This window comes from Alteriqipengyuania halimionae (assembly GCF_009827575.1).
Taxonomy (GTDB): Bacteria; Pseudomonadota; Alphaproteobacteria; order Sphingomonadales; family Sphingomonadaceae; genus Alteriqipengyuania_A; species Alteriqipengyuania_A halimionae.
Window position 1 is genome coordinate 85,952 of record NZ_WTYR01000001.1, and the last position, 12,942, is coordinate 98,893.

The 12,942-nt window shown below is 66.4% G+C and carries 11 protein-coding genes; 6 read left to right on the plus strand and 5 right to left on the minus strand.

All coding sequences use genetic code 11. From position 1 onward, the window contains the following. The first annotated feature begins 19 nt into the window (after nucleotides 1–19). Nucleotides 20–1,141 carry a beta-ketoacyl-ACP synthase III gene (locus GRI68_RS00460; RefSeq protein WP_160615189.1) on the plus strand — a complete coding sequence of 374 codons (1,122 nt, stop codon included), beginning with the start codon at nucleotides 20–22 and terminating at the stop codon, nucleotides 1,139–1,141. Nucleotides 1,142–1,148: 7 nt separating this feature from the next. Here the strand turns inward: GRI68_RS00460 and GRI68_RS00465 are convergent, their stop codons facing one another. Next, nucleotides 1,149–1,520 (minus strand): response regulator, encoded by a 372-nt coding sequence (locus GRI68_RS00465; RefSeq protein ID WP_160615190.1) that lies wholly within the window; start codon nucleotides 1,518–1,520, stop codon nucleotides 1,149–1,151. A 56-nt stretch (nucleotides 1,521–1,576) separates the two neighbouring features. Further along, on the minus strand, nucleotides 1,577–3,658 hold the full coding sequence (locus GRI68_RS00470; protein ID WP_325063728.1) for a protein-disulfide reductase DsbD family protein: 2,082 nt from the start codon (nucleotides 3,656–3,658) through the stop codon (nucleotides 1,577–1,579). A 122-nt stretch (nucleotides 3,659–3,780) separates the two neighbouring features. On the opposite strand from GRI68_RS00470, the gene GRI68_RS00475 reads away from it, so the two are divergent. Beyond that, a complete protein-coding gene (locus GRI68_RS00475) occupies nucleotides 3,781–5,490 on the plus strand; it encodes an alkaline phosphatase family protein (protein WP_234028670.1) in 1,710 nt (569 codons plus the stop codon). Further along, nucleotides 5,487–6,701, plus strand: a complete 1,215-nt coding sequence (locus GRI68_RS00480) for a UbiH/UbiF/VisC/COQ6 family ubiquinone biosynthesis hydroxylase (protein WP_160615192.1) — start codon at nucleotides 5,487–5,489, stop codon at nucleotides 6,699–6,701. Before GRI68_RS00475 ends, GRI68_RS00480 begins: the two co-directional genes overlap by 4 nt. A 12-nt stretch (nucleotides 6,702–6,713) precedes the next feature. Here the strand turns inward: GRI68_RS00480 and GRI68_RS00485 are convergent, their stop codons facing one another. The 3 genes from GRI68_RS00485 to hemC form a co-directional block, all read right to left on the minus strand. Beyond that, the gene (locus tag GRI68_RS00485) at nucleotides 6,714–7,664 is read right to left on the minus strand and encodes a hypothetical protein (protein ID WP_160615193.1); all 951 of its coding nucleotides are present in this window, start codon (nucleotides 7,662–7,664) and stop codon (nucleotides 6,714–6,716) included. A gap of 76 nt (nucleotides 7,665–7,740) precedes the next feature. Beyond that, the gene (locus GRI68_RS00490) at nucleotides 7,741–8,424 is read right to left on the minus strand and encodes a uroporphyrinogen-III synthase (RefSeq protein ID WP_160615194.1); all 684 of its coding nucleotides are present in this window, start codon (nucleotides 8,422–8,424) and stop codon (nucleotides 7,741–7,743) included. Further along, nucleotides 8,421–9,359: a hydroxymethylbilane synthase gene (hemC, locus tag GRI68_RS00495; RefSeq protein ID WP_160615195.1), complete on the minus strand. Its 939-nt coding sequence runs from the start codon at nucleotides 9,357–9,359 to the stop codon at nucleotides 8,421–8,423. Before hemC ends, GRI68_RS00490 begins: the two co-directional genes overlap by 4 nt. A gap of 46 nt (nucleotides 9,360–9,405) precedes the next feature. Between hemC and tsaD the strand changes: the two genes are divergently transcribed. The 3 genes from tsaD to GRI68_RS00510 are packed head-to-tail and all read left to right on the plus strand — an operon-like array spanning nucleotide 9,406 to nucleotide 12,937. Beyond that, nucleotides 9,406–10,440, plus strand: coding sequence for a tRNA (adenosine(37)-N6)-threonylcarbamoyltransferase complex transferase subunit TsaD (gene tsaD, locus GRI68_RS00500; protein ID WP_160615196.1), 1,035 nt, complete (start codon nucleotides 9,406–9,408; stop codon nucleotides 10,438–10,440). Continuing rightward, nucleotides 10,437–11,423, plus strand: a complete 987-nt coding sequence (locus GRI68_RS00505; RefSeq protein WP_160615197.1) for an NAD(P)H-dependent glycerol-3-phosphate dehydrogenase — start codon at nucleotides 10,437–10,439, stop codon at nucleotides 11,421–11,423. Before tsaD ends, GRI68_RS00505 begins: the two co-directional genes overlap by 4 nt. After that, nucleotides 11,420–12,937: a lipopolysaccharide biosynthesis protein gene (locus tag GRI68_RS00510; RefSeq protein WP_234028671.1), complete on the plus strand. Its 1,518-nt coding sequence runs from the start codon at nucleotides 11,420–11,422 to the stop codon at nucleotides 12,935–12,937. Before GRI68_RS00505 ends, GRI68_RS00510 begins: the two co-directional genes overlap by 4 nt. The last annotated feature ends 5 nt before the right edge of the window (nucleotides 12,938–12,942 follow it).

The window sequence follows — 12,942 nt, forward strand, 5'->3', positions numbered from 1 at the left end:
CCGCGCTAGGAGATTGGCCATGACAGCCTCCCCAGTGATTTCCGCCACCGGCCTTTTTACCCCGCCCGAGAGCATCTCGAACGAGGAACTGGTCGAGAGTTACAACGCCTACGCCAAGCTGCATAACGAGCGACATACCGACTCGATCGCCGCGGGCGAGGTGGAAGCGCTGGAAGAAAGCTCGACCGGGTTCATCGAGAAGGCGAGCGGGATCAAATCGCGCTATGTGATGGCCAAGGAGCCGGTGCTCGATCCCGAAATCATGGCGCCGCGCTGGGACGACCGCGGCAACGACGAATTGTCGATGATGGCCGAGATCGGGGTGAAGGCGGCACGACAGGCGCTCGAACGTGCGGGCCGCAAGCCCGAGGATGTCGATGCCGTGTTGTGTGCCGCATCCAATATGCAGCGACCCTATCCGGCGATTGCGATCGAGATCCAAAACGCGCTCGGGATCGACGGGTTTGCTTTCGACATGAATGTCGCGTGTTCGTCGGCCACCTTCGGCATCCAGACCGCCGCCGACTATATACGCAGCGGCAATGCGAAATCGGTGCTGGTGGTCAGCCCCGAAATCACCAGCGGCCACCTCAACTGGCGCGATCGCGATTCACATTTCATCTTCGGCGATGTGGCGACGGCAGTGCTGGTCGAGGCCAAGGATATCGCTCCGCAAGGCCATTGGGACATCCTCGGCACCAAGTTGAAGACGGTGTTCTCGAACAATATCCGCAACAATGGTGGCTTCCTCAATCGCGCCCATCCCGACACGCGCGACGCGCCGGACAAATTGTTCGTCCAGGAAGGGCGCAAGGTGTTCAAGGAAGTGGTGCCGATGGTGTCGGCCATGATCCTGGAGGAAGCCGACAAGCTCGGCATCGATCCCCACGGGCTGCGGCGGCTGTGGCTGCACCAGGCCAATGCCGGGATGAACCGACTGATCGCGCAGCGCGTGCTGGGGCACGAAGCGAGCGACGATGAAAGCCCGACCGTGCTCGATACCTATGCCAATACGTCGAGCGCAGGCTCGATCATCGCCTTCCACAAGCACAATGACGATCTGGCGGCGGGCGACACCGCGCTGATCTGCTCGTTCGGGGCAGGCTATTCGGTTGGTTCGGTCTTCATCCGGAAGACCTGACGGGCGCTCATGCCGCCTTGCGGTTCTCCGCGAGGATATCGAGGATCACATTGGGCGGGCACGGCTTCGCGCAGATATGCGCGGACGGAAAGCGTGTCTCGAGATCGATGTCCCCGACATGGCCCGAATGGAAGATAATCGGTACGCCGTCCTCGACCAGCTGCTCTGCCAGCGGGAAGACCTTGCCGTCCTTCAATTCGATATCGAGGATGGCGAGATCGGGCTTGGCCGTATTGGCCGCCGCCGTGCCTTCGGAAACCGTCGGATGCGGCCCATCGACCACAAGGCCGAGCACCTTGGCCTGCTCGACCATGTCGAGACCGACGATGTAATCGTCTTCCATGATTAAGATGCGCGGCTGTGTCGTCTGTTCGGTCATCGCTACTCCCCTGTTCCCCCATCACTGTCGAAGCCGGATGCGAAAACAATGCGCGTTTAGCGACTCGGTTCCGTGCCCATGGCCCTGTGGATAAGTGTATCGGAGGAAAGCAGTTGCGGCAAATTTTCCCCTTTTTCGCCGGACTTATACCACACGTAGAGCGGCACGCCCGCGCTTCCGCGCGCGGTGAGATAGCGGGTGATAGCGGGGTCGCGGCGGGTCCAGTCGCCGCGCAGGACGACGACATTCCCGTCGGCAAAGGCCGCCCGCACCGCCTCTGTTTCGATCGCGCGGGCTTCGTTGACCTTGCAGGTCACGCACCAGTCGGCGGTCATCCAGACGAACACCGGGCGACCCGCGGCTCGGGCATCGGCCAGCGCTTTCTCGCTGAAGGGCTGCGCGTCGAGCATGCTTTCGCGCGTCGTCGTTTCGCCAACCAGGCGCGGGGTCGCGATCACGGCCATCACGATGAGCACCGCGCCGGCCAGCGCATAGCCCGTAGCCTTGCGCCCGCGCATCTGGCTCGTGCCTATCTGCACCACCAGGCCCAGTAGCACTGCCGCGAACACGCTGGTGCCGATCAGCAGCGTCCAGCCCCCCATCCGGTAGGCGAGCCAGAACAGCGCCAGCGCGGTCAGGCCCATTGGCAGCGCCATCCACTGGCGGAAGCGCGCCATCCACGGTCCCGGACGGGGGAGAGCGCGGCGCAGCGGAGGGATAAAGCCGAGCAGCAGGAACGGCAGACCGAGCCCGATCCCGAGCATCGCAAACAGCGCGAGCGCCTGCACGGTCGGCAGGAGCAAGGCCGCGCCCAAAGCCGCCGCCATGAACGGTCCGGTGCAGGGCGTGGCGACGAAGCTTGCCAGCAGCCCTGTGGCGAAAGCGCCGCGGGCCTGCCCAGCCTTGCTGCCCCGCGCGCCAAGGCCGGTGAGGACGAATTCATAGAGGCCCGCAAGGTTCGCCGTCACAGCGACCGCCAGCAGGGCGAGCATGACGATCACCACCGGCTCCTGCAATTGGAATGCCCAGCCGACCTGCTCTCCGCCCGCGCGCAGGATCAGCAACAGCGCGCCCAGCGCGGCGGCAGCGATCGTGGTGCCTGCGGTATAGGCCAGCCCCTCGCGCCGCGCGGTGGCTTCGTCTGTGCCATGGCGCAGCAGTGCCAGCGCCTTCAGGCTGAGGATCGGGAACACGCAGGGCAGGATATTGAGCAGCATACCGCCCAGCACCGCGCTGACCAGCAGCCACACCAGCCCCGGCGATTCCGTCGCACCGTCGAGCGGGGTGCCGCCCTCGGCCACCGCTCCCGGCTCGGCGCTCAGCGAGAGGCCGTTGCCGTCCTCATCCAGCCGCAACACCGCGTCGAAGCGTGTTGGCAAGGGCGGCGCACTCGTCTTGCGCTGCAGTTCGAACACCAGTGCCCCGTCCTGCCGCAATGCGCGTTGCGGAGCCGCAGGGTCGATCACGCCTTTTTGCGCTATGAAGAGATGCGGCTCGGCCAGCGCGACGCCATCCGGCAGCGGGATCGAGACGCGCAAGGTCTGGCCGCGCGCGTCGAAATGCGCCGGGCTGTCGAGCGGGGCGGGGAGCGCCTGTCGCCAGGCGTCGAAGCGTTTGGTCGTCTCCGGATCGGGGTCCCAGGTCCCGTCGTTCACGACCAGCACCGAAGCTTTCAGGACAGCCTCTTCGGGAACACACAGGCGATCCGAACAGGCGAGCCAGTTCGCATCGACCGCGATTGGCACCGTACGCCGCACTTGCGCATTGCTAGGCGCGGTCAGCGTCACCAGCACGCCATAGGGCGCTTCGTAGACATGGTTCATCAGGCCGCTGATCAGCAACGTGCCGGGCACCGGGTAACGCGGTTCGGACACCGTCCACCCCGGCGGCAAATCCCATGCGAGCCGCATGCCGAGACCCGCATCGCCCGGATTGGTCCAGTAGCCGTGCCAGCCTGCGGTCGGGCGGAAGTCGAATGCCAGCGTGATCGTGCCGCCGGGAGCGACCGGCCCTTCGGCGACGAGACTGGCCGCGATCCTGGGCGTGTCGCTCGCTGGACCGCTGGCGAATTGCGCGGCGGCAGGGGCGCTCGCCGCGAGCGTCAGCAGGATCAGGAGACGGAAAAGGTAACGCAGCACGCCTGCAACAATCGTCAGCCAGGAGGAATGGCGCGCGCACCCTTGCGCTCGCCCCTTGGCGGTTCCATGGACGCCTGCGCCCCCGCTTGCAATTGCGAAGACTCAATACGCGAAGGATGAATATGCGTCGTCTCGTCTCCCTTGCCGCCCTTGCCACGATCGCGCTGCCGCTCGGCGCCTGCGCACAGGCGACGGCCGAAGCGCCGCCTGTGTCGATCGCGCCGGCGCGCACTGTCGATACGCGCGCACTCGAGCAGAACGAGACTCCGGATCTGGTGGTGATGATCGCGGTCGACCAATTCTCGGCCGATCTGTTCGCGCAATATCGCTCGCATTTCACCGGCGGACTCGCGCGGCTGAGCGAAGGGGTCGTGTTCCCCTCGGCCTTCCAGGGACACGCCGCGACCGAGACCTGCCCCGGCCATTCGACGCTGCTGACCGGCGCGCGCCCAGCACGCTCCGGGATCGTAGCCAACAACTGGATCGACACCTCGAGCGACCGGCCCGACAAGGTCGTCTATTGCGCCGAGGATTCGACCGATCCGGCCAGCTCGCGCCGCAAGCCGGTGGTGTCTGCACGCAATTTGCTCGTCCCGACGCTGGGCGAATGGATGCGCGATGCCGATCCGGCGACTCGTTCGGTCGCGGTCTCGAGCAAGGACCGCGCAACGATGATGCTCGGAGGCACCGATACCACGGCATCATGGTGGTGGGACGGCGAGGCCTATGTCACCCATGCCGATCGCGATGGCGATCCCAAGGTCGATGCGCTCAATGCGCGTTTCGCGAAGGAGATCGCCGATGGCGATGGCCCGGTGATGGGCGCGACCATTCCCGATTTCTGCCGCCGGGTGGAGCGCCGCTTTACCGCCGGGCCGATCGGTTTCGGCGATGGAAAACTGGCGGTCCGTCCGGGCAATGAAGGGGATTGGCGCCGCAGCCCGCGTGCCGACCGGGCGACGCTGGCGGTCGCGCTCGAACAGCTCGATCACTACCAGCTCGGCCAGGGCGCGACGACCGATATTCTCGCGATCAGCCTCTCTGCGACCGACTATGTCGGGCATGCGTATGGCAATAACGGCCTCGAAATGTGCCTCCAGATGAGCGAGCTCGACAGGATGCTCGCGTCCTTCCTCGACAATCTCGACGCGCGCGGGGTGGATTATGTCGTCGCGCTCAGCGCCGACCATGGCGGTCAGGACGCACCCGAGCGGCTCGATGAACAGGCCGATCCGGGTGCCGCGCGGTTCGATCCGGGCGAAGTCGTGCAGATGCTCGAAGGCGAGATCCGCCAGCGTGCCGGCATCACGTTCCCCGATCGCGTGAGCTACGCCTATGCCAGCGAGTTTACGCTCGATCCGCGCATTGTGGGGGACGATCGCAAGCGCGCGCTGAAGGCGCTCAAGGAAATTCTGCTCGAGCATCCGCAGATCGAAGCGGTGTTCACCGAAGACGAGATGCAGGCGACGCCGATGCCCGACGTCAATGTGCAGGACTGGACGATCCGCCAGCGTGCCCGCGCTTCTTGGCGCAAGGGCCGGTCGGGCGACGTTTCGATCCTGCTGAAGCGCGGTGTCTCGGGCGTAATAGAGCCGAGCGAGGGCTATATCGCCACGCATGGCTCGGTTTGGGACTACGATCGCCGCGTGCCGCTGCTGTTTTATCGTCCGGGCAGGGCCGGTTTCGAGCAGCCCATGCCGGTCGAAACGGTCGATATCGCACCCACGCTCTCTGCGCTGATCGGGCTCGAAGTGCCCGGTGGGGCATTCGACGGACGCTGCCTCGATCTCGACCCGGGTGAAGGCAACACCTGCGGGATCGACGGCGAATGAGCGATCGCAAGGACCTTCTCATCATCGGCGGCGGGCTCGTCGGCATGACGTGTGCGCTGGCTGCGGCGCGCAAGGGCATATCGAGCCACGTGGTCGATCGCGCAACGGCCGAGGAATTGACAGCCGAAGGTGTCGACGGTCGCGCCAGCGCGATCAGTACGGCGAGCTGGAACATGTTCGTCAATATCGGCCTTGCCGAACGGCTCGAACCGCTCGGCTGCCCGATCGAGAGCATCGCAGTCACCGACGGAATGAAGCCCGGGCGGATCGATTTCCGGCCCGAACCGCATGAAGGCACGCTCGGGCGGATGTACGCCAACCGCGATCTGAGGATCGCGCTGTTCGATGCCGCGCGCGAGGAAGATCTGATCGACTGGCATTCGGGTGCCGAGGTGGTGGACCGCCATCGCGACGCGTTTGGCGCCAGCGTGACCTTGGCCGACGGGCGAGAATTGACCGCATCGCTGATGGTTGCCGCCGAAGGTCGCCGCTCGCCCACGCGCGAAGAGGCGGGGCTACCCATCGCGCATTGGCAATACGATCACGCCGGGGTCGTCACCGTGCTCGCGCATGAGAAGCCGCATGGCGGGGTCGCGTGGGAAATCTTCTATCCCGCCGGGCCATTCGCGCTGCTCCCGCTGCTCGACGACGAGCAGGGCCGCCACCGCAGTGCGCTGGTGTGGACCGTGGACGAGAAGGACGCGCCCGGCGTGCGCAAGCTCGGCAAGCGTGCATTCGAAGCCGAAGTCGAAAAGCGGATGCACGGCATTTTCGGCAAGGTCGAGGAAATCACCGAGCGTGCCGCGTGGCCGCTGGGGTTCCAGCACGGCGCGCAGATTACCGACACGCGGCTCACGCTGATCGGCGACGCCGCGCATGGTATTCACCCGATTGCGGGGCAGGGGCTCAATCTCGGCCTGCGCGATGCGGCCGCGCTGGTCGAAGTCATTTCGGACGGCATGCGGCTCGGGCTCGAACCGGGCGACGAGCAATTGCTCGCGCGCTACGAACGCTGGCGTTCGCTCGATGCATTCTCGGTCAGCCTCGCGACCGACGGGCTCACGCGCCTGTTCGGCGTTCCGGGCAAGGCCGCTTCGGCGATCCGTCGGTTCGGCATGGGCGCGGTCCAGCGCCTGCCCGAATTGAAGCGCTGGTTCATGGACGAAGCACGCGGAGTCTCGGGCGACACGCCTGAACTGCTGCGCGACTGATCGCGAGGGCGCTCAGTCCTCGGGTTCGCTCGCGGCGCTGCGCTGGTCGATCCGTTGACCTTGCGAATCCTGCAATGCGCGCGGTTCGAGGATCGCGGCCATTTCAAGCCGTTCGAGCGCGCGCTGGGCCGCCAGGAAACGGCGAGCATCGGCCAGCCAGTCGGTCGCGGCATCGGCGTTCGGCAGGGCCGAGACTTCCTCGATCGCAGGCTCGATGCGTCCGACCTGAAGGAATTGCTGGGCGCGTTCGATCCGCAGTTCGGGGCGCGGGCTGGCCGTTTCGGCGCGGCGGATCGTGAACAGGGAGGCGAACTCGTTGCGAACGCGCCGCCATCCACTCGTCCGGTCGCTGGTGTCGCCGAGCCGGGGCGCGAGCGCATCGAGCCGGCGGATCAGATCGTCGAGCGTCACCGGATCGTCGGCCACCGCGAACACCGCGGCAACGGCATTGGGTTGGGCATCTTCGAAGCGCAGCCGCAACTGGTCGCGCAGGTAGCCGAGATCGGCCCCGCGTTCGAGCGCGCGGCGCGTGGCAAACGCCACCAACAGCCCTTCGGCGCGTCCGGCATTGCCGCGCGCGGCCTGGGCCCTCAGGTCGAGATCGTTCAACCGGCTTTCGAGGCCGGCGAGCCGCTGTTCCATCGGTGCCGCCACAGCCTGGGCCACCTTTTCCTCAGGAGTCGAGGATTCTACGGTTTCGGTCGGAGTGGGCGTGGGCGAGGCCTTGGCATCTTCCTCCGGCAGCGTGCCTGCGACCTGCTGCGGTTGCTCGGTCTCGCCGAAGCGCTGGATATCCACATAGCCGCCGCTGACCAGATACATCATCAGCAGGATGCCGACCACGAACGCACCTGCCGTGATACCGGCGATCGTCGGCCATCCCAGGCCTTTCTTTGGCGCGCTCGTTTTCCGTGCGCCGCCATCGGAGGGGGACTTCATTCGATTGAACACTTCGTCGGCCAAACGGCTTTCCTTTTATTCGTCGGACCCTGCCCGGACTTTGAAAGAGCCCGGACTTTGATCTAGCCCAAACTCTGACCTAACCCAGACTCTGACATAGAGGGCGCGCACATTCCAGCAAAGCGGCGTCCCCGGTTTCGTCGGGCACTGCCATCGCGCGCCACCCGCGACCCGCCGCCTCGGCAATGCGGGGGGAAAGGCATGCCAGCGCGATATTGAGCCGAGCCAGACCCATCGCAGTGCATTGCTCCACAAAATGCTCGGCCGCGCGGGCCGAATGCAGCAGTACGGTCGAAGGGCCGCACAGCAATTCGGCCAGGTCCTCGGGCATCGGTAGGGCACGGCTTTCGTAGAGTGCGACCGCTTGTAGGTGAACGCCCTCGGGCGGCTCGACCGCGATATGATCGGCGCCGACGAGGCGCAGGATATTGGTGTGCCCGGACGCGAAGCGTTCGACCAGCGAAGCGATCCCGTCGGGCGCTTCGGCCACTACGTCGAAGCCCGCCGCGCGCGCCTGCCGGGCGGTGCGTTCGCCGACGACATAAGCAGGCAGGTCGACCAGGCCGGCCAGTTGGTCACCGCCGAAACGCAAGGCATTGGCACTCGATATCAGCACGGCATCGAACGGCCCCGCGGGAACCTGCCAATCGAGCGCACCCAGTTCGAACATCGGATGGGGGTGCGCGTCGAACCCCGTTTCCTGCGCCAGCGATGCGGTGCGCGCGGCAGCGGGCTGCGGGCGGATGATCGCGAGCGGGGTCATACGGGAGGGCCATCGAAATGCGCGGCGATTGCCTCGGGCGCGTCGTTCAGCAGGCTGCGCGCCATCGCTCGGACAGGCTCGAGGTCATCGGCGGAAAACTGCGTTTCGCCATCGCGTCGCAAAGCGCCGTCGGGAGAGAAGATCGCGGCGCGCATATGCCAAGCATCGCCGTCCCTTGTGGTCAGCACGGCGATCGGGCTCGAACACGATCCGCCCAGCCCTTCGAGGAAGGCGCGCTCGGCCAGCAATTGTTCGTGCGTCGCGCGGTGGTCGATCGCGGCGAGCGCGGTGCGCGCGCGTTCGTCGTCACGGCGGCATTCGATCGCGATGATGCCCTGCGCCGGGGCGGGCAGGAAATCCTCGCTCGCCAGCGGCGTGCCGACATGCGTTTCGCCGAGCCGCGCGAGCCCGGCTGCCGCGAGCAAAGTGGCATCCGCTTCGCCCGCCGCCAGCCGCGCGAGACGGGTTGCGACATTGCCGCGAAAGGTGACGACCGAGCAATCGGGGCGCGCATGCAGCATCTGCGCCGCGCGGCGCGGCGCGCTGGTCCCGATCCGCGCGCCTTGCGGCAGCGCGGCGATGGTCGAAACGCCCACCAGCACGTCGCGCACATCGGCACGTTCGAGCGTGGCGGCGATATGGATCGCGTCGGGGCGCAGGGTCTCGACATCCTTGGCCGAATGGACGGCGGCGTCGATCTCGCCAGCCAGCAATTGCGCGTCGAGCTCCTTGGTCCACAGCGCCTTGCCGCCGATCTCGGCCAGCGGGCGATCCTTGATCCGGTCTCCGCTCGCGACGACTTCGACCAGCTCGACCGCGTCCGGGTCCCACCCGTGGGCAGCGATCAGGGCATCGCGGGCGGCATTGGCCTGCACGAGGGCGAGGGGCGAGCGTCTCGTTCCGAGACGAAAGGGTTGTTCGGTGGAAGCGGTCATGGGCGATGCTTGTGCTAAATGCGAAAAGCCGTCAGGGAAAGTCTCGATGCCGCTGGTTCTCGGGATAGAAAGCAGTTGCGACGAAACCGCCGCCGCCTTGGTGGACGGCGAACGTCGTATCCTCGCGCAGCGGATCGCTTCGCAGGAGGCCGAACACGCGCCCTATGGTGGCGTCGTGCCCGAGATCGCCGCGCGCGCGCACGCCGAACGGCTGGCCCCGCTGATCGCGGCGGTGCTCGAGGAAGCCGATCTCACGCTCGACGATTGCGACGCGATCGCCGCAACCGCCGGTCCGGGGCTGATCGGTGGCGTGATGGTCGGATTGGTGAGCGCCAAAGCGCTGGCGATGGCGAGCGGCAAGCCATTGCTCGCGATCAACCACCTCGAAGGCCACGCGCTGAGCCCCCGTCTGGCCGATCCGGATCTAGGCTATCCCTACCTCCTGCTGCTCGTGTCGGGCGGGCACTGCCAATTGCTCCTGGTCGAGGGCGTCGGCGAATATCGCCGTCTCGGGACCACCATCGACGACGCGCTGGGGGAAGCCTTCGACAAGACCGCCAAGCTGCTCGGCCTCGGCTATCCGGGCGGCCCGGCAGTGGAAAAGCTCGCGCGCGAAGGCGATGCGAACGCCGTCCCGCTGCCGCGCCCGCTGGTGGGCAGCAAGGAACCGCATTTCAGCTTCGCCGGGCTCAAGAGCGCGGTGCTGCGCGCCAAGGAAAGCGGCGACTATGCCGATGCCGACATCGCCGCGAGCTTCCAGCAGGCGGCGATCGACTGCCTGATCGATCGCACCAGGCATGCGCTGGGCAAGATCGACACGCCGCCCGCGCTGGTCGTGGCCGGGGGCGTCGCGGCCAACAAGGCGGTGCGCGGCGCGCTCGAAACGCTGGCGGAAGAAAACGGTATGCGGTTCGTCGCTCCGCCCTTGCCGCTGTGTACCGACAACGCTGCAATGATCGCATGGGCGGGAATCGAGCGGTTGCCGCTCGGCCAGTCCGATCCGCTCGACGTGGCGGCGCGCCCGCGCTGGCCGCTCGATCCGGAGGCTGAAGCGGCCAGGGGAGCAGGGGTGAAGGCATGACGATCGGCGTAATCGGCGCAGGCGCGTGGGGCACGGCCCTGGCGCAGGCAATGGCGAGCGATGGCAGCGATGTCGTGCTGTGGGCGCGCGAGGCGGAACTGGTCGACGAGATCAACACCGCGCGCACCAATTCGCTATATCTGCCGTCTGCGGACCTTCACAAAACGATCCGCGCAACCACCGATATCGCCGATGTCGCCACACTCGATACCGTGCTGGTGGTCACGCCGGCGCAGCATCTCGGCACGGTGCTTGCTGGCCTCGGACATTCCCCGCGCGACCTGCTGCTATGCTCGAAAGGGATCGAGCGCGGCTCGGGCCGGTTGATGGCCGATGTCGCTTCCGAAGCCGCGCCACAGAGCGAACTGGCGGTTCTTTCCGGGCCGACTTTCGCGCATGAAGTCGCCGACGGCTTGCCCACCGCGGTTACGCTCGCCTGTGCCGGCGGGCGCGCACAATGGGACCGCCTCAAGCAGACCGTCGCGCGACCGCATTTCCGGCCGTATTATTCCGACGATGTCGTCGGCGCGGAGATCGGCGGCGCGGTCAAGAACGTGCTCGCGATCGCTTGCGGCGTGGTCGACGGGCTGGCGCTGGGCCAGAACGCCCGCGCCGCGCTGATCGCGCGCGGCTATGCCGAAATGATGCGTTTCGGCGTAGCGCGCGGGGCCGATCGCGATACGCTGGCCGGATTGTGCGGGCTGGGCGATCTGGTGCTGACCTGCTCCTCTACCTCCAGCCGTAATTACTCGCTCGGCAAGGCGCTTGGCGAGGGAATGAGCGCGGCCGAAGCGCTCTCGGGCAAGAATTCGGTGGCCGAAGGCAGCCACACCGCCCCTGTGCTCCACGAACTGGCGGAGCGTGACGGCATCGACATGCCGATCGTCCACGCCGTCGTCCGTATTCTGTCGGGCGAGGCCCCGGCGCGCGAAGTCGTGTCCGATATTCTCGCTCGCCCGCTCAAGGCCGAAGTGGAAGAATGAGCGGTCTCCCCCCTGAACATCCGCCCGAAGAGGCGGAAGGGCGCGACGAAATGACCGCGCTCGCCAAGGGCGGGCGAACCAATTTCTTCGGCTTCGTGCTGCGTCTCGTCGCGCGTATCCCGTTCCTCTTCATCGCCGGCCGGATGTACGGTGCGGAGGAACTGGGCCGCTTCGCCTCCGCGCTGGTGCTGGCCGAGTTCGCCGCGATGCTCGCTACGATGGGCGAAAAGCGCGGGCTCGCCGCGCGGCTCACCAATGGCGAAGGGCCGGACGCAAACGTGGTTTATGACGGACTGCTGCTGAGCCTGATCGTCTCGTCGATATTCGCAGGCTTCCTGTGGCTGGTGCCCGGGCCGATGTTCCCGTCCGGCGATTACAGCCAGGTCGATCGGCTGGTGGTGCTGGCGATTCCTGCGGTCGCGCTGACCGAGATCCTGCTCGCCGCGCAGGCCTACAAATTCGATATCGCCACCACCGTACGATCGCGTGCGGTGGTAGAGCCCTGGGTACTCTCGATCGCGGCTTTCGTCCTGTTCTACTACATCCGCGACGAGGGGCTAATGCTGTCCTTCCTCGCCAGCGTCTATGCCGCGCTGATCGTGGCATTGGTCGCTTTCCTCAAGACCTATGGCCTTCCGCGCGGGTGGGACCCGAGCCCGCGCGTCATGGGGCTGATCGTGATCCGGGGCCTGCCGCTGGCCGGGGCCGATGCGATCGAATGGGGCACAAGGCGGCTCGACCTGTTCATCCTCGGCCTGTTCGCGGCTCCCTCGGCGGTGGGCATCTACTATGTCGCGCAGCAGATCGCCTCGCTGCCGCAGAAGCTGAAGCAGAGCTTCGATCCGGTGCTCGGCCCGGTCATCACCAAGGCGGTGAAGGACAAGGATTGGGGCCGGATCGCCAAGCAGATCCGCCAGGTCGCATTCTGGATCGTCGCCGCGCAGGCGGGGATCGCGCTCACGCTCGGCCTTGCCGGGGACTCGCTGATGCGGCTGGTCGGCAACGATTTCCCCTTCGGCACCGGCGCGCTCGCTTTCCTGCTGGCGGCCGAAGTCGCCGCGGCACTGGCCGTCACTTCGGAGGCCGCGCTGGTCTATGTCGCGCGGGTTCGCAATCTGTGGCTGTCGGTGACGACGATCGGGTTGCAGGCCGCGCTGACGATCACCTTCATGGTGATCGGGCGGCAATATGACATGCCCGACGGGGTGCTGGCAGCGGCGGCGGCTTGCGCGCTGTTCATTGCGCTGGTCTTCGCCTCGCTCGCCAAGGGCTATGTCCTCTCGCGCATTCTCGGCCATTCGGTGAACAATTTCCGCTGGGCTTTGGTTTACGCCGCCGCACCCGCAGTGCTGGTGGGCTGGATCTTCATGCAATTGCCCGAGTGGACGCAATTGGTGTTCGGAATTCCGGCGGTGCTCGGCGTCTATGCCTGGGTGGTATGGAAACGTGGCTTCACCGAGGATGACCGCATGCTCTTCCGCAAGAACATCGCGCCTCAGATCGAGGGCGAATAACGTCT

Bases quoted from the DNA above. Each gene is read 5' to 3' on its own strand.
- hemC (WP_160615195.1), bottom strand. From the start codon at position 9,359: ATGACCGCTTCCACCGAACAACCCTTTCGTCTCGGAACGAGACGCTCG.
- GRI68_RS00505 (WP_160615197.1), top strand. From the start codon at position 10,437: ATGACGATCGGCGTAATCGGCGCAGGCGCGTGGGGCACGGCCCTGGCG.
- GRI68_RS00475 (WP_234028670.1), top strand. From the start codon at position 3,781: ATGCGTCGTCTCGTCTCCCTTGCCGCCCTTGCCACGATCGCGCTGCCG.
- GRI68_RS00510 (WP_234028671.1), top strand. From the start codon at position 11,420: ATGAGCGGTCTCCCCCCTGAACATCCGCCCGAAGAGGCGGAAGGGCGC.
- tsaD (WP_160615196.1), top strand. From the start codon at position 9,406: ATGCCGCTGGTTCTCGGGATAGAAAGCAGTTGCGACGAAACCGCCGCC.
- GRI68_RS00465 (WP_160615190.1), bottom strand. From the start codon at position 1,520: ATGACCGAACAGACGACACAGCCGCGCATCTTAATCATGGAAGACGAT.
- GRI68_RS00460 (WP_160615189.1), top strand. From the start codon at position 20: ATGACAGCCTCCCCAGTGATTTCCGCCACCGGCCTTTTTACCCCGCCC.
- GRI68_RS00490 (WP_160615194.1), bottom strand. From the start codon at position 8,424: ATGACCCCGCTCGCGATCATCCGCCCGCAGCCCGCTGCCGCGCGCACC.
- GRI68_RS00480 (WP_160615192.1), top strand. From the start codon at position 5,487: ATGAGCGATCGCAAGGACCTTCTCATCATCGGCGGCGGGCTCGTCGGC.